At 43.7% G+C, this 21,887-nt stretch carries 20 protein-coding genes and 3 pseudogenes; 19 read left to right on the plus strand and 4 right to left on the minus strand.

Going from position 1 to position 21,887, the window contains the following annotated elements; all coding sequences use genetic code 11:
• Positions 1 to 210: 210 nt before the first annotated feature.
• Positions 211 to 7,302 (plus strand): annotated as a pseudogene (locus ACYRY3_RS16000) (DNA/RNA non-specific endonuclease); the annotation flags it as partial.
• Between the two features lie 96 nt (positions 7,303 to 7,398).
• Here the strand turns inward: ACYRY3_RS16000 and ACYRY3_RS16005 are convergent.
• Positions 7,399 to 7,974: a pentapeptide repeat-containing protein gene (locus ACYRY3_RS16005; protein WP_460202639.1), complete on the minus strand. Its 576-nt coding sequence runs from the start codon at positions 7,972 to 7,974 to the stop codon at positions 7,399 to 7,401.
• Between the two features lie 1,164 nt (positions 7,975 to 9,138).
• Here ACYRY3_RS16005 and ACYRY3_RS16010 point away from each other — a divergent pair.
• From ACYRY3_RS16010 to ACYRY3_RS16020, 3 genes and pseudogenes are all read left to right on the plus strand, one after another.
• Positions 9,139 to 9,387, plus strand: a pseudogene (locus ACYRY3_RS16010) (Ig-like domain-containing protein); the annotation flags it as partial.
• Between the two features lie 3 nt (positions 9,388 to 9,390).
• Entirely contained in the window at positions 9,391 to 10,593 is a 1,203-nt protein-coding gene (locus ACYRY3_RS16015) for a PKD domain-containing protein (protein ID WP_460202640.1), read from the plus strand.
• Positions 10,594 to 10,639: 46 nt separating this feature from the next.
• Entirely contained in the window at positions 10,640 to 10,792 is a 153-nt protein-coding gene (locus ACYRY3_RS16020; protein ID WP_460202641.1) for a putative Ig domain-containing protein, read from the plus strand.
• Here ACYRY3_RS16020 and ACYRY3_RS16025 read toward each other — a convergent pair.
• Positions 10,792 to 11,118, minus strand: a pseudogene (locus tag ACYRY3_RS16025) (DUF3172 domain-containing protein); the annotation flags it as partial. The gene ACYRY3_RS16020 and the pseudogene ACYRY3_RS16025 overlap by 1 nt on opposite strands.
• A 191-nt stretch (positions 11,119 to 11,309) precedes the next feature.
• On the opposite strand from ACYRY3_RS16025, the gene ACYRY3_RS16030 reads away from it, so the two are divergent.
• Complete coding sequence (locus ACYRY3_RS16030; RefSeq protein WP_460202622.1) at positions 11,310 to 12,137, plus strand: ABC transporter permease; 828 nt, start codon at positions 11,310 to 11,312, stop codon at positions 12,135 to 12,137.
• A gap of 283 nt (positions 12,138 to 12,420) precedes the next feature.
• Positions 12,421 to 13,641, plus strand: a complete 1,221-nt coding sequence (locus ACYRY3_RS16035; RefSeq protein WP_460202623.1) for an RNA-guided endonuclease InsQ/TnpB family protein — start codon at positions 12,421 to 12,423, stop codon at positions 13,639 to 13,641.
• A 238-nt stretch (positions 13,642 to 13,879) separates the two neighbouring features.
• Here the strand turns inward: ACYRY3_RS16035 and ndhN are convergent, their stop codons facing one another.
• Positions 13,880 to 14,356 carry an NAD(P)H-quinone oxidoreductase subunit N gene (gene ndhN / locus ACYRY3_RS16040; RefSeq protein ID WP_460202624.1) on the minus strand — a complete coding sequence of 159 codons (477 nt, stop codon included), beginning with the start codon at positions 14,354 to 14,356 and terminating at the stop codon, positions 13,880 to 13,882.
• 195 nt (positions 14,357 to 14,551) lie between these two features.
• Positions 14,552 to 14,716 (minus strand): hypothetical protein, encoded by a 165-nt coding sequence (locus ACYRY3_RS16045; RefSeq protein ID WP_460202625.1) that lies wholly within the window; start codon positions 14,714 to 14,716, stop codon positions 14,552 to 14,554.
• A 489-nt stretch (positions 14,717 to 15,205) separates the two neighbouring features.
• Here ACYRY3_RS16045 and rplC point away from each other — a divergent pair, with 489 nt between their 5' ends.
• From rplC to rplE, 13 genes are all read left to right on the plus strand, one after another.
• Positions 15,206 to 15,847 carry a 50S ribosomal protein L3 gene (rplC, locus tag ACYRY3_RS16050; protein ID WP_460202626.1) on the plus strand — a complete coding sequence of 214 codons (642 nt, stop codon included), beginning with the start codon at positions 15,206 to 15,208 and terminating at the stop codon, positions 15,845 to 15,847.
• Positions 15,848 to 15,905: 58 nt separating this feature from the next.
• Entirely contained in the window at positions 15,906 to 16,538 is a 633-nt protein-coding gene (gene rplD / locus ACYRY3_RS16055) for a 50S ribosomal protein L4 (RefSeq protein ID WP_460202642.1), read from the plus strand.
• Positions 16,531 to 16,857 (plus strand): 50S ribosomal protein L23, encoded by a 327-nt coding sequence (locus ACYRY3_RS16060; protein WP_460202627.1) that lies wholly within the window; start codon positions 16,531 to 16,533, stop codon positions 16,855 to 16,857. Before rplD ends, ACYRY3_RS16060 begins: the two co-directional genes overlap by 8 nt.
• A gap of 4 nt (positions 16,858 to 16,861) precedes the next feature.
• The gene (gene rplB, locus ACYRY3_RS16065) at positions 16,862 to 17,725 is read left to right on the plus strand and encodes a 50S ribosomal protein L2 (protein WP_460202628.1); all 864 of its coding nucleotides are present in this window, start codon (positions 16,862 to 16,864) and stop codon (positions 17,723 to 17,725) included.
• Positions 17,726 to 17,819: 94 nt separating this feature from the next.
• Positions 17,820 to 18,098 carry a 30S ribosomal protein S19 gene (gene rpsS / locus ACYRY3_RS16070; RefSeq protein ID WP_460202643.1) on the plus strand — a complete coding sequence of 93 codons (279 nt, stop codon included), beginning with the start codon at positions 17,820 to 17,822 and terminating at the stop codon, positions 18,096 to 18,098.
• Positions 18,099 to 18,181: 83 nt separating this feature from the next.
• The gene (gene rplV / locus ACYRY3_RS16075; RefSeq protein WP_460202644.1) at positions 18,182 to 18,550 is read left to right on the plus strand and encodes a 50S ribosomal protein L22; all 369 of its coding nucleotides are present in this window, start codon (positions 18,182 to 18,184) and stop codon (positions 18,548 to 18,550) included.
• A gap of 38 nt (positions 18,551 to 18,588) precedes the next feature.
• On the plus strand, positions 18,589 to 19,377 hold the full coding sequence (gene rpsC / locus ACYRY3_RS16080; RefSeq protein WP_460202629.1) for a 30S ribosomal protein S3: 789 nt from the start codon (positions 18,589 to 18,591) through the stop codon (positions 19,375 to 19,377).
• A gap of 85 nt (positions 19,378 to 19,462) precedes the next feature.
• Positions 19,463 to 19,894 carry a 50S ribosomal protein L16 gene (gene rplP, locus ACYRY3_RS16085; protein WP_460202630.1) on the plus strand — a complete coding sequence of 144 codons (432 nt, stop codon included), beginning with the start codon at positions 19,463 to 19,465 and terminating at the stop codon, positions 19,892 to 19,894.
• 3 nt (positions 19,895 to 19,897) lie between these two features.
• On the plus strand, positions 19,898 to 20,128 hold the full coding sequence (gene rpmC, locus ACYRY3_RS16090) for a 50S ribosomal protein L29 (RefSeq protein ID WP_460202631.1): 231 nt from the start codon (positions 19,898 to 19,900) through the stop codon (positions 20,126 to 20,128).
• A gap of 6 nt (positions 20,129 to 20,134) precedes the next feature.
• Positions 20,135 to 20,395, plus strand: a complete 261-nt coding sequence (gene rpsQ / locus ACYRY3_RS16095; protein WP_460202632.1) for a 30S ribosomal protein S17 — start codon at positions 20,135 to 20,137, stop codon at positions 20,393 to 20,395.
• A gap of 38 nt (positions 20,396 to 20,433) precedes the next feature.
• Positions 20,434 to 20,802, plus strand: a complete 369-nt coding sequence (gene rplN / locus ACYRY3_RS16100) for a 50S ribosomal protein L14 (RefSeq protein WP_460202633.1) — start codon at positions 20,434 to 20,436, stop codon at positions 20,800 to 20,802.
• Positions 20,802 to 21,155 (plus strand): 50S ribosomal protein L24, encoded by a 354-nt coding sequence (rplX, locus tag ACYRY3_RS16105; RefSeq protein ID WP_460202634.1) that lies wholly within the window; start codon positions 20,802 to 20,804, stop codon positions 21,153 to 21,155. The genes rplN and rplX overlap by 1 nt, the downstream gene beginning before the upstream one ends.
• Positions 21,156 to 21,279: 124 nt before the next feature.
• Positions 21,280 to 21,828 carry a 50S ribosomal protein L5 gene (rplE, locus tag ACYRY3_RS16110; RefSeq protein ID WP_460202635.1) on the plus strand — a complete coding sequence of 183 codons (549 nt, stop codon included), beginning with the start codon at positions 21,280 to 21,282 and terminating at the stop codon, positions 21,826 to 21,828.
• The last annotated feature ends 59 nt before the right edge of the window (positions 21,829 to 21,887 follow it).

The raw sequence follows: 21,887 nt of genomic DNA on the forward strand, positions 1-21,887 counted from the left end.
TCTGCTCTCAATGGGTTGACTCCGGTGGTAAGCCAATCGGGTTATGCTTTATATGCGATCGCTAAGACCGGATTGAGTTTAGTTGAAGTCGCTAGTAACGGAACGTATAATTTACAACTAACAATCGCCGGAGATATTAACCGTGATGGGTTAGTTGATGGTGTTGATAGCGACATACTTGATGTAGCAATTCTTAGTGGTAGTTATAACGTGGGTTACGACTTCAACCGAGATGGTGTATTAAATGCAGCTGATGTACAGATTTTGGGTAGTAACTATGGTTTTAGAGCTAATCGTGCGCCCGTTGTCACACCAACAAACGTACTTACCCACGTTGATTTAGATACAACGGTGGCGTTGAATAAATTAGCTACCGATCCAGAAGGAGACCCAGTATTCTTCCGTATTGTAAGTACAGAAAATGGGAATGCAAGCTTAACGGCAGATGGAGAGTCAGTATTGTTTACACCCAATGATAATTATTTTGGGGCGGCGGGCTTTACACTGGTTGCAGATGATGGATACAGTACATCCACACCCGTGAAAGTGGATGTCAATGTCAGCAATGCAGCGTTGATTAATCTTGATTTTGCCAAACGCGGCTTGCGGTTGGATAAAGGTGAGAGTACTGAGTTGGTTGTATGGGGCGATTTTGCTGACCAAGAAGACGTAATTCTGCCTTACTCATATTTGCAGTTTGCCTCAGATAAGGAAGCCGTAGCGTCAGTATCAAATGCGGCTAAGGTGACTGGATTGAGCGATGGGGTGTCGGTTCTCAGTGCATCGCGCAATGGTATTACAGCAGTAACTGCACTTCGAGTGGGTGAGTTGTTACCTACGAATCAAGAACAGTTGTACGTTTCAATTGCCGAACAGTATGGTTTGAATCTATACCCAGAAGCCGTTACCTTAACTCAAGATATGACCCGACAGTTGTTGGTTGGTCTCAATGGTGTCACCTCTTCTGTTGATTTGAAGACAGAGGCTAAGGGGACTCGTTATTTTGTGAGCAATTCCAACATCCTAGAGGTGAGTCCTGATGGGTTGATAACTACGAAGAATAACGGTATCGCTTCAGTGACTGTGATTCACGGCGGGGCGGAATTTGTTGTTCCCGTGCTTGTTTTGGCTCCATCTGTCGGTTCTGCAAACATTGGTAAAAATGGCGGTGCAGTAGAAACGAGCGATGGCTCTTACCAAGTTATGATTGCACCTGGTGCCTTAACTGAAAATACCGCCGTTAGCATAAAGCAAATAGGTCGTTTGGAAGACTTATCGCTTGAAATGCCAAAAGACTTTGAGTTTGTTGGTGGTTTTCACCTCGAGTTTAACGACGACCTGTTAGATGTACCAGCACAATTAGCGGTGAAAGCACCAATAGGATTAGCAGAGGGTACAACCGTCTACTTTATGCGAAAAGGTGCGCTGCCTGATGCAACTGGCAGTTGGAAGCCAATTTGGATTTCTGAAGAGTACGGCATCGTTCAAAATGGTTATATTCGCACCCAATCGCCACCATATTCCGGTGTTGTACGTCCTGGGGAATACATGATGGGTGTTGGTGGTAATGGTGGTGTACGTCTGGTTAAAGGTAAATTGACCATTATTCATGGTTATGGTGTCCCGTTCACCGGGTTTGGGATGGTTGACAGAACTCGCGGCTTTGCCCATAGGTTTGTAGATACAATCAAAGACCCAACCAACTCTGTTGGAGAGGTATTTTCAAGCATTTTTGGATTTTCTACTACCTACGATATCTCTTCGTTAGAAGTAGTGGCAGTACCTGCAGTGGGTTTACCTGTAGTCTCTTCAACTGGTGTTCAACGCTCGCTTGATGGTTTTAGCTTTGAAACTAAACTTAACATACCGACTCCAACTGGCTCTAATCCTTCATCCGCGCCCGTTCTGACGGAAGTGTCTTTAAAAACTCAAACCGAAACAATTAGTTTTGCTGACCCTGTATTGTTCTTAACAGGCAGCAATATCTTAATCGAGCGACAAAAATTGAACGATGAAAAAGGCAGCCGTTTTGAGGACTTAATTGTTAAGTTCCATATGGGCGATAGTGCTTATGAAGGTACGATATTAAAGGACTATAGCCGCAAGCTAGAGGACAATCGCTTTGAGGTTGCAGTTAAGGTGCCCAATACGGTTGTTTTAGCTGACTCAAGGATTGCGATTACACGCACGCAGAATGCATTGGTAGGTCAAAATGGTACGCAGCCAATTTACGAAGAGGTGAAGTACAACAGCAACTCAATTCAGCTAGAAAGAACAGGGGAATATGTATTCGGTACGCAGAGATTATCAGATCTAGTCTCTGTTATTAATGCTGGCAAAACTCAAGAGTTACTCTCCGATTTGACTAAAGGTAGCAAAGACCTACTACTAGCTCGTATTCCTGTGGGTTCTGATGATATAAGAGATCGCCCCCGCGATATTGCAATTACAAATAGCGGTAGTCGAGCCTATGTCACTTTAGAAAATTCAGGTCGTGTCGCATTAATCGACACAATGATGTTGCAACAAATCGACACCAATCCTACTTCAAAAGATATTGTAAACCCAATCGAGTTGGGTAGTGATGCATCGCCTCGCTCAATAGTGATTGACTCTCAGGATAGGTATGCTTACATTGCTGATAGTCGTATGGGGGTTATTTACGTACTTGATATTAACCCAGGATCGAAAAAATACCATAAAGTTATTGAAAAAATCCAAGTAGAACCTGCACCTTATGGTTTGCGGGAGATGGCAATAAGTGCTGACGGTCGTCGCTTGTTTGTTACTGCACCTAGTACTGTTTTTGCGAATACTATCCCACAAGCAAAGAGCCAAATTATTGTCGTCAATATCGACCCGGATGACAAACCTGTTAAACCCACTCAAAATACAAAGAATTGGCACAAGCAAATTGGTAAGATCGAAGCTGACCGTATGGTTGAAGGTATTGCAGCAGCTCCGTTTGATATTAGTGGTCAAACTCCAGTAGCCAATAAAATGGTATTTACCAATCGCCAAAATGATAGAAAAGGCTATGGTGTACTGGAAATTATTAATAATAACCCCAATAGTTTTGCTGCTGTAACTCGCTATGCCAATTTACAACTTGGTCCGGCAGATGATTACTTTGATGTTAATAATGCAATCTCTGTAGCTGTTACCCGTAATGGCAAGTATGGATTTGTGGTTGGTAATAACGGTGGTCCTTTCCTTCAAAACGGAGCAATTCGGGAAGATGTTGATGGGGTACAAGCAGGAAGTAATATTGGTATTATTGAAGACCCATTAGGAGAAAACCCACGTTTAGTTGCTGCAACTCGTCCAATTCCCCTTGGCTTTGCAACTGATTTGGCACTGTCAGGAGACGATAAATTCCTCTATGTTGCTAATCCCAATGGTGTAGGGGTGCTCACTTATGATGTCGAGCAAATTATTTACACGCTGAAAAATCCTGGTGAGTTTAAAATTGATTGGTTAGATAGATCGGAAAATTCGCGTTACTACTTGACCCAGAATTTTTTTGGAGCCAATATAGAAATACCTGAATTGCCTGGTATCAACACTAGGAATGCTAGCCCTAAAGATTTTCTAACAGTACCAATCGATGATATCAATCCGTCTATTAGCGTTACGGCTGATTACGGGATTATTAAGGAAGACCGCGCTAGAAATCAGTTTACTTATGGTGTGCTAGAAGTACCCGATACTACTGGTGGATGGACTCAAAGCGATCGTGGTTCCATTGGTACTTATGTTTCTAATCTTGCCACTACTCCACCGGATTGGTTGGATTTGAAACAGGTACAGTTTAAAGGAGCTGCACAATCACCATCATCGACTGGAGCACTTGGAAAACCTTTCCCTGGAAAACCTATATCTCCTATAGTTCTGCTCCCGATTTTGATCTGGGAATTCATCAAAACATTTGATGTTGTTGAAGTTAACCTCACAATCAGTACACACCCAGAAGGTTCAGGTCTTTTCCCAGGAGAAGACGGCTTTGTGGAAAGACCTGGTAGCCCTGTACCAGAAGATAAATTAAAGAAAACCCGCAAAGATGGAGTAGACGACTACAATCCCTACCGAGTTGTAACAGCTAGTTGGACAGCATTAGATTTAACGGCAAATTTCGGTCAGTGGAAGATTGGCGGAGAAACTATAGCAGGGTATTACAAAAATAATGAATTTCCCTTTGCCGAAAAACTTAACCTGACTGCTGGACAGCAATACTACTGGGGTATTGAAGCCAAAAGTCGAACTAAACGTGGAATCAAGAAAGAATCTGGAGAGTTCTATCTCCCATTACCATTACCAGCCACTGACACCTCCAAAACTTATAGTAGCGTGACATTTTTAGCACCTGATGGTGTTCCATTTGACCCCAATGGACTTTTAAAAGCTCAAAAAATGGCTGACAGTATTGTCGATGACGTTAACCCGAAAACAGGGGAACGTCTTGACGGCACAGTGATGCAATACCTACCTTCTACTGGTGAGTGGCAACTGCTTTCTGGAGATAAAGGATTTGGTAAAGCTTTAGTATTAATAGCAGATTGGAGTGCAGATTCTACAAAAGAAAACTATAATTCCGGTTTTGCTGAAGGTGCGGCAGATAGTATGTTTGCTTCTCTAGTTACGTTAAACCAGAGTTTTGATACAACTCAAAAGGATGCCATCTTCAATTCATCAATGCACTTTGTTGGCTTTGGTCGTGGTGCAGTAGTCAACAGCGAGATTATCCAGCGTCTAGGAACTTTCTTTCCAAAAGAGAAATATCCAGATATGTTCCCTGACCTTCAGATGACAACAATAGATCCTCATGATTTTGAGCAAAATTTGAAGGGAGAAATCAATAATTACTTTGACCCCAAAGTTCAGGTTTGGTCAAATGTTACCTTTGCAGATAATTACTATCAAACAGCCACAAATAGTCATCCTAGAGGACGGGATATTATCAATTTAATTCCAACTGAGTTGCTACCACCAGGTACTAAAACCAATGAGAACAGAGCGGATTTATCAATTCATCTTGGAGGTAAAAATAATTCCGACAATCGAGTTGGATTTACATTAGAAGATGACAATAAAAATCCTCATGCTAGAACTTTGTCTTGGTATAGTGGTACTGCTAACTTGAGTTGGGATGATCTTAATTCTCCAATTCATCGGCGACAGGGGGATTTCAGTTATAGCGATTTATACGATCCCAATTTCCCTGATGCCAAACCTTGGTATCAAGTTTACCACGCAGGAAATAATGTTGTTCCTGGGCCTAATCCAAATCCAGATCCGATTTTAGATTTACCAAATCCTCCAATTGAAATAGATTCAACTTTACAAACGGAGGGTGTTGGTACAGGCTGGTATTATTCTGTGCTGGGTAACGGTTATAACAAGCGCCAAGAGCTACCAAAAGTAGAAAGTGTACGCACTCCGTTGATTTTTGATAATACTTCTCAAGCTAGGATGCGTGGTGATTTTGCAGTACCTACACTCTTTAATGGCAATTTTGATGCGATTACTAATATTATGGAGAAACAGCCCATTCCAGGTTGGTCTTTACACAACGCTCCAGAAGTAGCCAACATACCTTTAAGCAATTCACTGACCATAGAAGACTTAGTAGATTGGCTAAAACTTAATTCTTTACAAAAACATCGAGAAAAGTTGAGATATGATGATTCTCAACCTAATTATGCTTTGGAACTAGGCGCTGGCGAAAGTATTACACACAACCGCTTTATTGTACCTGACTGGGGTGTTTTGCGATTTGACCTACACGTACCCAACCCTGGTAATGGCAGACTCAAAGTCTCCATTAAAGAAGCTGACGCTAACATATGGCAAGAATTAACTCCTATCGATTTAAATCTGGCTTATGACCCGCACACACTTAATCCAAATGATAGAAATGAGAAAGGTGAACTTCAGTATTTCCGCAAAAATGCAATCGGTTACTATGATTATAGCAATGGTATATATAGCGACCCATATAGCTATAAACTTGCTTATGCTACAGAAGGTTTTGAAACTTTCCATTTAGATATACCAGAGTACTTGCGTGGTAAATCAGCATTACTGAAGTTTGAATTGGAGGGGAATAGCATAATTTATCTAGACGATGTTTTCTTTAGAAGTGTGAATTTAAAACTAGATAATCCAGATGATGCTAGACCTAATGCAGTAAATAATGCAAATAACTATTTAATTGAAAGACCGCAGTATTCCTTGTCTTATAACAATGAAACTAAAGGTGCTAATTGGGTAAGCTGGCAGTTAAATAAAGCATGGTTGGGAGATGTTCGACGTGGACCTAAGAAAGACGAACCTAACGACCCATATCATCCGTATGTAGAACAAATACCCATTGCAAGTTATGGAAATAATTATGGAAGAAATTATCCCCCTGGCTTTGATGATGATGGTTTAGATAATAATTTTCCTGAAAATCCTGAAAGTATTAAGCCTGTCGATGCTACTTTTAGTCCTCTTGCCTACAGTAATCGGAATCCATTAACTTATCCGTGGGTAGCAGACCAATCATTACCTACTGAATGGATTAAAACTCAAGCAGCTGACTATTTAAATAACACTTTCTATTTACCAGGTAGGGCTGAAAAATATGCAGACAGAAGATATGAAAAAGGACATATAGCACCAATTAATGACCGCACTCGAGCTTTCAAAGATGCGTTGTCAACTTACATTACAACAAATTTATTTCCAATTCAGCATTATGTGAACAAGACGCCTTGGAATAATCTAGAAGGCGAAAGTAATAGTTTTGTTAGTAAGAATAATGTAGAACTTTACATTATTGCAGGTGGGGCTGGATACAACCTTGAGAGGAAATATCCTGATGATGCTTATCCAACCGGTCATCCCTTTGAAGATCATCCAGATCCGCTTCCAGGTGTAGTAAGAAATTTAGTCGCAGTAAAAGAAAAAGATGGAAATTTAATTTTTGAGAGAGACCGATTAGGCAGAATTTTGACAAGAAATGGTGGAGATGAAGGTAAAAATTACTTGTGGTTAGAAAATTCCAAGCAGATTGGGATACCAGAGTTTTTATGGAAGATAATTGTTCCCTTACGTCCTGGTCAAGGACTTGCAGATATTAATGAGAACACGCAAATTGTTGCTGCCATAATGCCCAATGTAGACCCTAGAAAATTCCCAAATAATCAATTAATATTAAAGAATGGTACAGTTATAAATCTAAGTAATCCTGGTGTATGGGAAACCTATGCAGTAACAGTAGACGATGTGGAAGAACTAACAGGTTATAACTTTTTTTCCCAACTTCCTGAGCAACTTCAGAATGTTATTGAGGCACGTCGCAACACAAATTTTGCACTAAATGCGCCTCTTTTAGCAGATACTGAGAATCACTTTTCATCCTTCTCCCCTCAGCTTTCGCTTTCGCACAATAAACTCCCAAGCATCTTTGAGGAACTCTCCACTGGGCAGAATAATGTTATTCCCAGCAATATCGTCTGGATTAAACCCGATGGCTCCCGTCAAATCGACGTTCCATATACCTCCACTACTGGTATCATCCCAAATCATCCCCTCAAAATTAACGTTCCTCATGTTACATCCAATGAAACTGATGTAATTCAGTCGAACACCTTGGAGAGTAGCCCCTTCAAGATCGACGTTTTTGAAGAAAACAGTCGTCATATGGGCATCGTTCAAGTTAACTCCTCTCCAGTTGGCACACTCGGAAACAGCACCAGCAAGATTAGCACGGCACAGGTTAGCCCCTTCCAAATTTGCCAAGCTGAAGTTGGTTTCCCTCAAGGATGCCCCACTCAAGGACGCTCTACTCAAGTTAGCTCCTTCCAAATCAGCGCAATCCAAGTCAATTCCAGACAAATTAGCTCCACTCAAATCAATCCTATTCAGATTCGCTCTACTAAAACATCTTTCCCCAGCAGCGTACCTTTCCAACAACTCTTTAGCGTCCATAATTTAACTCCCTCATCAAATAACACGTATAACGATAACCTACTCAACTTATGGTCTACCCCCTTAGACCCTACCTTGAATTTAAGCTTTCAAATCACCGACCTTCCCACTGGGCAACTAGCTGAAGCCCAAATTACCAAATTTGACTCCTTTGGTCGCCCCAATGGAGGAACCATCCTCATAGACGATAATGCCAACGATGTTGGCTGGTTCATTGACCCCACCCCCTGGGAAAACAGTGAATTCTCTCAAATCCTTACTGAAACTGCCTTCCGTGCCACAACAGGTGATGCTGTAGGTAAGTACGACCTACTGACCACCGTCCTCCATGAAATGGGGCACCTGCTGGGCTTAATCAACGGTAACCCAAGATTTGACCGTCACGTCCAAACTGTTAACGGCAAGCGCACCTTCGTGGGAGACAACTTTAGTGCCACCCTCACGAATGATGGTAGTCACTTAGATACTAAAGCGCATCCATTCAGTTTGATGAACACCACATTATCACCTGGTGTTCGCAAAATCCCATCGCTCTTAGAACTGCAAATGCTCAATGCCATCCGTAGTGACACGGTTGCCAACAGCAGCATAGCAGGATTATTCGCACCACTGGTCTCCACACTATTGGTAAGTATCCTCAACGGTGATTTTAACTCAAAAGACGACTGGTCAACTAGAGGCGCTGCCAATATTATTGAGGGACAAGCAGTACTAACTGAGGAATCTCAATTACTGAGCAACTTCACTCAAAGCTTCATTGTCCCATCTGGAGCAAAATACCTTCAGTTCACCATCGTTGATAGCTTCTTGGGAACAAACGATATCGCTCCACCCGATGCTTTTGAAGTTGCTCTCCTTGACGCACGCACCCTCACCCCCTTAGTTGGCACTCCCACCGGTCTAACCCAAACCGATTCCTTGTTCAACCTGCAACACAACGGTCAAACTTACTTCAGCCCAACTGTCAGCGTCGCTGGTGCTAGCAGTTCTGGCTCGCACGTTGCTCTGGACACACCGCGTACTGTGAAAGTAGATATTAGTAGCATTACACCCGGAACCCTTGCCACCTTGTACTTCGACCTCTTGGGCTTTGGCGCAAGAGATGGTAAAGTCGTTATCGATAACGTGATGTTACTGTCAGACGACTTCATCGCCCCCATTGCCAATGATGACACCGCCACCACCGCTCCAGGACAACCCGTAGCGATCGCAGTTCTAAGTAACGACAGCGACGCTGACGGTACAATCAATCCCAACAGTATACAGATTGGCGCTGCCCCAACGAAAGGTACCATCATTATCAACAGTGACGGCACTATCATCTACACTCCCAACCGCACCTTCATCGGCACTGACACCTTCACCTACATTGTTGCCGACAACGATAGCGCTATTTCAAATGAAGCGACTGTGACAGTGACAGTCAACAATGTTGCACCCACCATCTCAAATATTGCAGTAGAACGCAACCTCAAAGAAGGTATCGCCGCCACATTCAGCGCCACTGCTACGAACAATGGGAATGATACCCTGACCTACACTTGGAATTTTGGGGATGGCAGCAACCCAGTTACGGGACAAACTGTCAGCCATACCTTTGCTGACAATGGCACTTACACTGCAATGCTCACGGTGACTGATTCAATGGGCGCATCTGTCGTTCAAACGCTGCCACTGAATGTCAACAATGTCGCACCTACTGCTCAAGCACTTGACGATTTTGCAGTTAATGAAGGAACTGCGATCTCCGTGAACGGTAGCTTCACTGACCCAGGTATTTTAGATACCCATAGTATTAAATGGGATTTTGGCGACGGAACTATCTTGGAATATACTGACACTCTCCCCCACTCCCCCACTCTCCCTCTCCCCCCCTCCTCTTACCTCAACCCAACCCATACATGGACTAACAACGGCAACTACACAGTCACTTTCACTGTGACAGATAATGATGGTGGCGTATCGAGTGATACAGTTAGTGTAAGAGTCAATAACGTTGCACCCACCATTACCAATCTATCGGGCGACACCACCCTCAACTCTGGAGCAACTGCCAACTTCCGCGCCAGTGCTACCGATAGAGGTAACGATACTCTCATCTACACCTGGGACTTTGGTGACGGTAGTGAGGTAGCCACGGGTCAAAATAGCAGCCACATTTTTACAAAAGCTGGAACTTATACAGTTACCCTGACAGTAGTCGATAGTGATGGTGCTTCCACTCAAGAAACATTAACTGTCAATGTCAACAATCACGCTGTACCTTTGATTACAGATATACCAGTGCCCAAGAAGGTCTACCAAAATGACCCAGTGGCATTTACTGCTAGCGTGAGTGCTGCTGATGATGCAACATTAACTTACCAATGGAACTTTGGCGATGGCACACAACAAGTTGTGGGGATCTCACCCACCCACGTCTTTGCCCAAAGCGGTGAATATACTGCCACTCTCACAGTCATCGATGCGACTGGTGCATCAGATACCAAAACAGTGACAGTCTACGTTGGTAGCACTTCCCCATCAACTGATTTGGATGAGATGGATTTTCCTGATGGGAGTCCGGAGTTTGACGAGATTTTTGGTGAGTTAGAAGACTTTGATGAGATTTGGTCCTAACAAACTCACTTCATAGGGGGCAAATTTCCCCCTCTCCTACTCCCCCATTCTGATTCGTGCTGCGTCAGGTAAAACTCTACAAATAAAAGTGGCTGCCAATGACAGCGATCGCGATCAACTAACCTATTGGGCTCCTAATCTTCCTGGTGGTGCGGTATTTGACCCCAAAACTGGTATTTTGACTTGGACACCCAATTAACGCATACTGGGCTGACCAACGTAAACTTTAAAAGGGTTGAGAGTCACAAATAACCGGGTATCCATTACCATAGCGCTGGCTCCAAACTGCACGCAAAGCTCGGGGTTGGGTGCTTTGGTATCAATGAATTCTCTGCTAGCGACGTTAGATGGAGTAAATGTTGCTGTGGAGCTAAAAGCGATACCAATGCCAATACCCAAAACAAATACCCCTGCCAAAATTGCGATGGTAGTGAGATTAAATAAAGGGGATTGAAAAATAGAGGATTTAGGGGTCGTTGTAGGTCTTGGAGGGGTAGCTGTTCTGCTAGCGGGTTTACGTCTCATAAGTGTTTAATTAAGTTTACGTTTAAGACAGTCGGGAGTGGTTTTAACTTTGCTCCCTCTTTTAGTATGCCCTGAAAGACAAAATCAGCAAATCTTCCAGGTAGCATTGCATTTTCATACCATTCGCCGTTGATGTATCAAGAATTGTAAACTGATTATTATAAAGAAAATCTTACGTTTATAAAAATCAAGTGGCAACTCAACAAGTGCTGTTCTTAAACAGGGGTTTTAAAATTTCACACCTTCAAACGCTCCTAGCGGATAGCCTCACAGTTTTTTGGGGGGATTGGCTTGAGTTACGTGTACGACTTGTACAAATTGCTTCATCAGGGCTGATATCTCCACTAATATACATTTTAGCCTTTGGTTTTGGTTTGGGTAGCTCGATTAAACCCGGAGTTGGAATAAGTGGTAACTTTAATAATTACTTAGATTTCATTTTGCCTGGGATGGTAGCATTGTCATCAATGACAGTCAGCTTTGTTGGAACAACATTTTCCATCTGTGGCGACAGGCTCTTTACCAAAAACTTTGAGGAATTGTTGCTTGTTCCCGTGCATCCCCTTGCACTACATCTCGGAAAGATGCTAGCAGGAGTAACGCGGGGGTTAATGACTTCCCTCGGTGTGATTGTAGTGGCATTGGCTTTTACAGGTAACTGGCGTTTTCTCCACCCACTCTTTCTGCTGATACTATTTCTTAGTTGCGCTGTTTTTGCAGGGTTGGGAGTGATTGTGGGATTGACTGTAAAATCACTCGAATCCGTGGGGCTTTACAACAACTTTATTATTATCCCCATGTCTTTTTTGGGAGCAACGTTTTTTGACCCCAGTACTTTACCAATTGCTTTCAAAGTTGTTGTTTACTTATTACCCCTCACTTACGCCAGCATTGGATTGCGTGCAGCAGCTTATTTGCCGTTGTCTAAGTTTCCTTGGTACAGTGTACCCATTTTGTTGGTAATGGCGATCGCTATTTCTTTGCGCGGTGCTTACCTGTTTTCACATCAGCAAGATTGAAAAAATTTTCTACCGCAGAGGGATGCACTCTCAACACAAACTGTTCTATGCGAGTGCATCCATTATCTGCAGTTTAACGGGCATCGGCGTAAGTCCCCCACTATACTCGGTACTCCGGGTTAGTGGCGGGATATAAGCCGGACGGCGACGAATGCATCTTTCCCCAAAGGTAAACCGTAGGTTTCAAGGGGAAAGATGTATGAGTCGTCGTGAAAATTTTCCGGAATTGGGTTACTATGAATAGTATATAATAGTAAAAGCCTCACTAAGCAGGTGATGACTAGTGTTGAGACGGGCTGTAAAAGTACGTTTATACCCGACGGAGGAACAAAAACAGATACTAGCACAGCATTTCGGCTGTGCTAGATGGTTTTGGAATTATGGGTTAAATAAGTGTATTGAAACCTATAAAGCAACTGGCAAAAGCTTGTCTCAATCTGGTCTGAACTCCATGCTGCCAGCACTTAAGAAAGAGTTTGAATGGCTTGGAGAGTGTTATTCACAGGTATTACAATCTGTGAGTCTTAATCTATCCCGTGCTTATCAAAACTTTTTTGAAGGTCGTGCAAAGTACCCTAAGTTCAAATCTAAGCATCATCATCAATCCATTCAATACCCTCAAAAGGTAAAACAAATCGATGATTTTTTGAAATTTCCAGGCAGACTTGGAGTAGTTGAAGCCAAAGTACATAGACCATTAGACGGCACAATTAAAACAGTTACAGTCAGTGTGTATCCTTCTGGCAAGTATTACGCTTCTGTGTTAATGGAATATGAAGGTGAGAATCCTGCATCAAGTACAGATGGTAAGGTGATTGGAATTGACTTAGGTATTAAGGATTTTGCTATTACTTATGATGGTGAAAAGACATCAAAATATAGTAATCCTAGGCATCTAGCTAAACATGAAAAGAATTTAGCTAGGAAACAAAGAAAGTTAGCTAGAAAACAAAAAGGAAGTAATCGCAGAAGAAAAGCATCAAAGTTAGTAGCTAAGGTATACGAACGAGTTAGCAATGTCCGCCAAGATTTTCTACATAAGTTGTCACGAAAAGTTGTAGATGACAATCAAGTTGTAGTAGTCGAAAACCTCAACGTCAAGGGCATGGTTCGTAACCATAAACTAGCAAAAGCAATATCTGATGTAGGATGGGGAACCTTTACCAACTTCTTGGCGTACAAGTTAGAAAAAGAAGGTAAGGTTTTGGTGGAAATAGACCGATGGTTCCCCAGTTCTAAACTTTGCTCTAGTTGTCATTACCAAGTTGATGAGATGCCGTTAGACCTTCGTGCATGGACTTGTCCTAGTTGTCACACTCACCATGATAGGGACCAGAACGCCGCAAAAAATATTAGGGCAGAAGGAATCAGAATGCTAATCTCCTCTGGGACGGGGGAGCCTGCCAGTGGAGGGGATGTCAGACCAAATCGAGGACGAAAGTCCAAGACAAGGCAATCCCCCGTGAAACTGGAAGCCCCCATTATACCCGGTACTCCGGGTTAGTGGTGGGTAGTTCACAAAAGTAATATTGACTACGCCGAACTACTACTCTCTCCTTTGATTACTGCTGCACTAATAAGGTGTGCCAAACGTAAAGCTTCTGGAACTTTGCCGCAGTCAGTCAACTTGTGAGTTTTTTGGAGTGCGGGCAAAAAATCAAGACTAAGTTTCTAATATGGAATTAAAAGTAGAGACGCGCCAAGGCGCGTCTCCTATTACTGTTCGCCCTGACAACCTGTCGTTAACTAGCTAACAGAGTCTTTTGTAAAGGCATCCAACGGAAGGAGCGATCGCCACCCCTTTCAATGACAACTTTCACTCTTGGTTCTATGCTAGGTAGAGTTGCTAAGAATTCAACTTCTTGATCGGAAAGAATGTGCCCTTCAATAATCCATAACACCAATCCCTTTGATTTTGGTGGTAGTTGTTCTAGCTGAGAGGTGACTATTGGCGGAACGTAGTACACATAACCTACAGCCGCACCACTACCCGTACTTTTCTTACCAAGATGTGGAGGTCTAACACCATGAACTCTTGTGAGATAGGCAGCTACATCGCCCAGTCCCTTTGCAGACAAATTGAGGGCAACATAGCCTGCTGCACGGAGTCGCCTTCTGTAGCGACCTTCAAAACCTCCTTCTAGAGGTACGTACACACCAAGAGCACCGTGTTTCTCCAAATCGCGAATTAAACCATTGCCGGTGGTAATTAGTGCCATAGATTTATCTTTATTTCTATCCCACTTTGATATCTCTATTATTAGACATTAGTCATCAGTCATCTGTTATTCCTCTTGTCGGTTTGTCCCCTCATCTCCTTTATTCCTACAAGAGGCGTGCTACAGTAAAAAAAGTTAGAAAAACTGTGGACAAAGATAATTCTGTGCGTTATATTATTGGATCGTGAGATTTAGTCAATAGTTGCCATTGTGTTTGCCATTTTGCCCGGTTTTGCCATCCCAGGTGATGACAAAGTCCCAATTGGGATATACTGGAAAGAATGGTTTTAAAGACTGGTAAACTAAAGAAGCTAAGTTACAGCTTATTGGTTGGACAACCAAGGTTAGTCTAAGGTACACAGTACACTCAGTTCTTAGCCTCTGGAACAGACCGGAAAACCTTAAAGATTAGTTTAAGGTTAGCAGTAGGGAAAAAACTGAGCAAAAATGTTGGTTTTGGCATTGTGTGAGTCTCAGTTGATGGATACTGGGTAGCTGGCTGCCTAAGTCCCGAATCTGCAGTAAAAAAGTGCCAAGGCAACTCCTAAAGATAAAAGAGTTGCTGCACGAAACGCAAAGCTCTTATGCCTTGCATCAAATCCAGAAGTAAATTCTTCCATATTGGAAGAAAGTTCTGGCTGTTTTGGTGGGAAACAAACACAAATCGGATTCACCAAACAGTAGGGACAGTTGTGGAGATCCAAAGAAGTTGTAACTGTGATTACCTAGCAGATTCGACTTCAGAGATCAACCAAGAACAGTTGAAAACGCCCTTGTGAGGGTATGGGAAGCTGTTGTCTAAAGTCCGATGTGAACGGAAGCAAAGTTAAGTAAGGAGAGCCAGTAACTGTGTCTGTCGGTATTCTCGGCACCAAACTGGGCATGACCCAAATATTTGATGGTGATGGAGTAGCACTTCCTGTCACCGTCATTCAAGTAGGACCATGCACCGTTACCCAGGTTAAAACAAAGCAGACCGACGGTTACTCCGCCATCCAAGTAGGTTATGGCGAAGTAAAGCCAAAAGCACTGAACAAACCAGCGTTGGGACACCTTGCCAAGTCAGAAGCCCCAGCACTGCGTCACTTAAAGGAATATCGCATCGATAATTCTAGTGATTATGCTTTAGGTCAAGAGATTAAAGCAGATATTTTTAGTGCGGGTCAAATTGTAGATGTAATTGGTACAAGTATAGGTCGCGGTTTTGCGGGCAACCAAAAGCGCAACAACTTTGGTCGAGGACCAATGTCCCACGGTTCAAAAAACCATAGAGAACCGGGTTCGATTGGTGCGGGTACAACTCCCGGTCGTGTTTATCCCGGAAAACGGATGGCAGGACGTTTGGGAGGAAGTCAGGTGACAATCCGCAAATTGACTGTGGTGCGAGTAGATCCAGAACGTAACTTGTTGCTGATCAAGGGCGCTGTTCCTGGTAAACCCGGAGCTTTAGTAAATATCGTTCCAACAAACGTGGTTGGTAGAAAGTCATAAGTCGATCGCCAGACGGACTAATGACTAATGACTAATGACTAATGACGAAGGATTAAAAATGTTTGAGTGTGTAGTCAAAAATTGGCAAGGAGAGCAAGTCGGACAAAAAACGTTCGACTTGAAAGTTGCCAAGGAAACAACGGCGTCTCACGTCGTGCATAGAGCCTTGGTTAGACAAATGACTAATGCTCGCCAAGGAACAGCCAGTACAAAAACTCGTTCGGAAGTTCGAGGTGGTGGACGCAAACCCTGGCGGCAAAAAGGAACTGGTCGAGCACGGGCTGGATCTATTCGTTCGCCATTGTGGCGCGGTGGTGGTGTAATCTTTGGACCAAAGCCCAGAGATTATGAAATTAAGATGAACCGCAAAGAGCGACGCTTGGCGCTGAGAACAGCATTTGCCAGCCGCATTGATGATTTGATTGTAGTAGAGGAATTTAGCGATCAAATCCAGCGTCCTAAAACAAAAGAGTTAGTCGGCGCGATCGCTCGTTGGGGATCGAACCCAGAAAATAAAACTTTGTTGATATTGTCAGAACGCACTGAAAACGTCTATTTGTCAGCCCGTAATATAGAGAACGTCAAACTGCTTGCAGCCGACCACCTCAACGTTTACGATCTACTCCACGCTGACAAGATTGTTGTTACAGCAAAAGCTTTAGAAAAGATTCAGGAGGTCTACGGTGGCTAAAATACCCCAGCAATTTGACCCCCGCAAGCTCCCGGATCTTGTACGTCGCCCAATTGTGACTGAAAAGGCGACTATCTTGATGGAGCAAAATAAATACACTTTTGAAGTGACTCCAAAAGCGACCAAGCCAGAAATCAAAGCGGCGATCGAAGACTTATTTGATGTCAAAGTCTTAGGAGTCAACACTGCAAAACCACCACGCAGAAAGAAGCGTGTTGGTAGGTTTATTGGATTTAAGCCCCAATACAAGCGAGCTATTGTCACAGTGGCAGCTGGGGATGTAGAGAAGATAAGACAAGTTCTATTCCCAGAGGTTTAAGAAAATGGGTACTCGTTCTTTTCGCCCTTATACCCCCAGTACTCGCCAAGTCACCATTTCTGATTTTTCGGAAATCACGAAAACCGAACCCGAAAAATCCCTGACGAGATCGATCCATCGTGCAAAAGGTCGGAACAATCAGGGGCGTATTACCACCCGTCACCGTGGTGGTGGGCACAAGCGTCTTTACCGCATTATTGATTTTAAGCGGGATAAGCGCGATATCCCTGCTAAGGTGATAGCAATTGAATACGACCCGAACCGCAATGCACGGATTGCTCTATTGCAATACGAAGATGGCGAGAAGCGTTACATCCTCCAACCAAATGGAGTGACTGTAGGCAGAACAATCATTGCAGGTCCTACTGCGCCCATTGAAGATGGCAACGCTTTGCCCCTGTCTAATATTCCCCTGGGTACTAGCGTTCACAATGTGGAATTGAAACCGGGCAAAGGCGGTCAAATCGTGCGGGCTGCTGGTGCTACGGCTCAGGTTATGGCAAAAGAAGGTGATTACGTAACTTTAAAGTTGCCTTCTACTGAAGTCCGCATGGTACGACGCGAGTGCTATGCGACGATTGGACAAGTCGGTAACCTCGACGCTAGAAACCTCAGTTCGGGTAAAGCTGGTAGAACTCGTTGGAAAGGTCGCCGTCCTCAAGTTAGAGGTAGCGTGATGAACCCAGTAGACCACCCCCACGGAGGTGGTGAAGGTAGAGCACCTATCGGTAGATCTGGTCCTGTCACCCCTTGGGGTAAACCTGCTTTGGGTATGAAGACTCGCAAACCCAAGAAAGCTAGCAGTAAGTTGATTGTACGCCGTCGTCGTAAATCTTCTAAGCGCGGACGTGGCGGACGTGAATCATAAGAAAGTATGAAGTATGAAGTATGAAGTATGAAGTACTGTTCATGCTTTATTCTTCATGACTTTATCCCTTATCCTTTATCCTTCATCCTTTACTATGGGTCGTTCTCTAAAAAAAGGTCCTTTTGTTGCCGATCATCTTCTTAGAAAAATTGAGAAGCTCAATGACGCTAACAGAAAGGAAGTTATTAAAACTTGGTCGCGGGCTTCCACAATTTTGCCCGTCATGGTAGGTCACACCATTGCTGTTCATAACGGACGGCAGCACGTCCCTATTTTCATAAGCGATCAGATGGTGGGACATAAATTGGGCGAATTCGCACCTACACGTACCTTTAGAGGTCACTCTAAGAGTGATAAAAAATCAGGCAGATAACTGTCAATTGTCCTTTGTCCTTTGTCTTTTGCGACTGACAAATGACAAATGACAAATGACAAATGGCAAAGATGGAGAAAATTATGGCAACTGATACTACTGAAGTGAAGGCTCGCGCCCGTTATATACGTATGTCTCCCCTAAAAGTGCGTCGCGTATTAGACCAAATTCGGGGACGCTCGTATCGAGAAGCACTCATCATCCTGGAATTCATGCCTTACCGCGCTTGCGAACCAGTATTAAAAGTATTGAGAAGTGCTGCAGCCAACGCAGAACACAATTCTGGGTTAGATAGGGCTAGTTTGGTCATTACTCAAGCTTACGCGGATCAAGGTCCGGTGTTGAAAAGATTCCAGCCTAGGGCGCAAGGTCGGGCTTATCAAATTCGCAAGCCAACGTGTCATATTACTGTAGCTGTTGCCGCAGACCCCAACGCAACTGCTGATGAATAACAACTAGCGCCAAGGAAGAAATTGTAGAGGAAGTATTTGTGGGACAGAAGATACATCCAGTAGGTTTTCGTTTGGGAATTACCCAAGAGCACCAATCGCGTTGGTTTGCAGACTCGAATCGCTATCCAGAACTTCTTCAAGAAGACCGCAAACTGCGTAAATATATAGAAGAAAAGCTGGGTAGATACGCTCAAAACAACGCTGGAATTTCTGAAGTGCGGATTGAGCGCAAAGCAGACCAAATTGATTTAGAAGTTCGGACGGCTCGACCTGGTGTCGTAGTGGGTCGAGGTGGGCAAGGTATTGAATCTTTACGTACTGGTCTTCAACAATTGTTGGGAAGCAATCGTCAGATCCGCATTAACGTAGTTGAAGTACAACGAGTTGATGCTGATGCTTACCTGATTGCTGAGTACATTGCTCAACAGTTGGAACGCCGGGTTTCCTTCCGCCGAGTGGTACGCCAAGCTATTCAACGGGCTCAACGTGCTGGCGTACAAGGTATTAAGGTTCAAGTGAGTGGTCGTCTCAATGGTGCGGAAATTGCTCGGACAGAGTGGACTCGTGAAGGTCGCGTACCGCTACATACTTTAAGAGCTGACATTGACTACTCTTACTGCACTGCTAAAACCGTTTACGGTATTCTTGGCATTAAAGTGTGGGTGTTTAAAGGCGAAATCATTCCCGGACAAGAAGAAGCTCCCGTAGCGCAAGGCAATCGCGACCGTGACCGCGATCGTGACCGCGACCGCGACCGCGACCGTCCTGGGTCTCGCCGTCAAAATCGCCGTCGCCAGCAATTTGAAGACAGGTCTAACGAAGGATAAAGGATGAAGGATGAAAAATTAAGGTTTCATACTTCATAACTTTTGACTTTATACTTCATACTTCATACTTCACACCTGATTAGTCATGCTAAGTCCAAGAAGAACTAAATTCCGCAAACAACAGCGCGGGCGAATGAGCGGGCAAGCCACCCGTGGAAGTACCCTAAACTTCGGTGATTTTGCTCTCCAAGCTTTAGAACCGGCTTGGATTACCTCCCGTCAAATTGAAGCATCCCGTCGGGCAATGACTCGTTATATCCGCCGGGGTGGTAAAATCTGGATTCGTATTTTCCCAGATAAACCAGTTACCATGCGTCCCGCAGAAACTCGTATGGGTTCGGGTAAAGGTTCTCCAGAGTACTGGGTAGCTGTCATCAAACCTGGAAGAATTTTGTTTGAAATTGCAGGCGTACCCGAAGCAACAGCCCGTGAAGCCATGCGATTGGCTGCTTACAAACTTCCTATCAAAACTAAGTTCATTAAACGCTCTGAAGAAGAGCAACAGCAACAGGTGTAGGTTATGGCTCTTCCCAAAATTTCAGAAGCAAGAGAATTAACTGACGAACAATTAGCTGAGGAAATTATTGCTGTTAAGAAACAAATGTTTCAATTGCGCTTGCAAAAAGCAACTAGACAGTTAGAAAAACCTCACCAATTCAAACACGCCCGACACCGCCTAGCTCAATTATTAACAGTAGAAAATGAGCGCAAACGGGCATCTTCAAATCAAGCCACTAATGAAGCAGAGTAGGGAATTATGGCAGTAAAAGAACGAGTGGGCTTGGTAGTGAGCGACAAAATGCAAAAAACGGTAGTCGTCGCCGTAGAAAACCGCTCCCCCCATCCCAAGTACGGCAAAATCGTCGTGAAAACCAAACGCTATAAAGCTCACGATGAAGAAAATCAGTGCAAAATTGGAGATCGCGTTCGTATTCAGGAAACAAGACCTTTGAGTAAAACCAAGCGCTGGACGGTCGCGGAAATCCTGTCTACTAAAAACAGCGATGTAAAGAAATAGTTGTTAGTTAGCTAACAACAGAGAAAGGGAGATAAACAGTGATTCAACCCCAAACTTACCTCAATGTCGCAGATAATAGCGGTGCTCGCAAACTAATGTGTATCCGCGTTTTAGGCGCGGGTAACTGTCGTTATGGTTTTGTGGGCGATAGAATTATCGCTGTTGTCAAAGATGCGAGCCCCAACATGGCTGTCAAAAAATCTGACGTTGTCGAGGCAGTGATAGTTCGCACTCGCCACAATATACGTAGAGACAGTGGTATGAGCATTCGCTTTGATGACAACGCTGCAGTCATCATTAACAAAGATGGAAACCCCAAAGGAACACGGGTCTTTGGACCTGTCGCACGGGAACTGCGTGATAAAAACTTTACCAAAATTGTTTCTTTGGCTCCGGAGGTGCTGTAATGGCAACTAAAAAGAAGAATCAACCCAAGTTCCACAAAATGCACGTGAAAGCAGGAGACACAGTGCAGGTGATTGCTGGGAAAGACAAAGGCAAAGTGGGTGAAATTCTCAAAGCCCTTCCCCAAGAAAGCAAAGTCATCGTCAAAGGTGTCAATATCAAAACCAAGCACGTTAAACCCCAGCAGGAAGGGGAGTCTGGACGAATTGTTAACCAGGAATTCCCAATCCACAGTTCTAACGTCATGCTTTATTCTACAAAGCAAAACGTTGCCAGTCGTGTTTGCTACACTTTCACCAGCGAAGGGAAGAAAGTTAGAATGCTCAAGAAAACTGGCGAAATTATCGATCAATAGTCAAAAGTCATTGGTCAAGAGTCATGAGTAAAAAAGCAAATGACCCTCGTACAAGTGACAATGGACACTCATAAAAAAGACCGTATTCCCTGACAAAGCCCAGGGAAATTAAGGACAAAAGACTATGGCAGCAACAAGACTTAAAACTGTATACCAAGAGACTATTGTCCCCAAATTGATGAAGCAGTTTGAATACACAAACATTCATCAAGTACCAAAGGTGCTGAAAGTCACCGTGAACAGAGGTTTGGGGGAAGCATCTCAAAATGCTAAAGCACTAGAAGCCTCTTTAAGCGAAATTGCACTCATTACCGGTCAGAAACCTGTAGTGACCAGAGCAAAAAAAGCGATCGCGGGCTTCAAAATTCGTCAAGGAATGCCCGTAGGCATTATGGTAACACTCAGGGGCGAACGGATGTATGCCTTCCTAGATCGTTTGATTAACCTGACACTACCAAGAATTCGTGACTTTCGCGGTGTTAGCCCTAAAAGTTTTGATGGTCGGGGTAATTATACTCTCGGTGTCAGAGAGCAACTGATTTTCCCAGAAGTAGAGTACGATCGCATCGACCAAATCCGTGGTATGGACATTTCCATTATCACTACAGCGAAAAACGACGAAGAGGGTCGGGCGTTACTAAAAGAAATGGGAATGCCTTTTCGAGAGCAATAATGTTGATTTAAAGAGGAAAAGATGGCGGTTAACGACACAATTGCAGATATGCTGACGCG

The organism is Scytonema sp. NUACC21 (assembly GCF_054684315.1).

Excerpts from the sequence above, each read along its gene's own strand:
- ACYRY3_RS16005 (WP_460202639.1), bottom strand. The coding sequence starts at position 7,974 with ATGGACGCTAAAGAGTTGTTGGAAAGGTACGCTGCTGGGGAAAGATGT.
- ndhN (WP_460202624.1), bottom strand. The coding sequence starts at position 14,356 with ATGGCACTAATTACCACCGGCAATGGTTTAATTCGCGATTTGGAGAAA.
- rplD (WP_460202642.1), top strand. The coding sequence starts at position 15,906 with ATGTTTGAGTGTGTAGTCAAAAATTGGCAAGGAGAGCAAGTCGGACAA.
- rplB (WP_460202628.1), top strand. The coding sequence starts at position 16,862 with ATGGGTACTCGTTCTTTTCGCCCTTATACCCCCAGTACTCGCCAAGTC.
- rpsS (WP_460202643.1), top strand. The coding sequence starts at position 17,820 with ATGGGTCGTTCTCTAAAAAAAGGTCCTTTTGTTGCCGATCATCTTCTT.
- rplV (WP_460202644.1), top strand. The coding sequence starts at position 18,182 with ATGGCAACTGATACTACTGAAGTGAAGGCTCGCGCCCGTTATATACGT.
- rplP (WP_460202630.1), top strand. The coding sequence starts at position 19,463 with ATGCTAAGTCCAAGAAGAACTAAATTCCGCAAACAACAGCGCGGGCGA.
- rpmC (WP_460202631.1), top strand. The coding sequence starts at position 19,898 with ATGGCTCTTCCCAAAATTTCAGAAGCAAGAGAATTAACTGACGAACAA.
- rpsQ (WP_460202632.1), top strand. The coding sequence starts at position 20,135 with ATGGCAGTAAAAGAACGAGTGGGCTTGGTAGTGAGCGACAAAATGCAA.
- rplX (WP_460202634.1), top strand. The coding sequence starts at position 20,802 with ATGGCAACTAAAAAGAAGAATCAACCCAAGTTCCACAAAATGCACGTG.
- rplE (WP_460202635.1), top strand. The coding sequence starts at position 21,280 with ATGGCAGCAACAAGACTTAAAACTGTATACCAAGAGACTATTGTCCCC.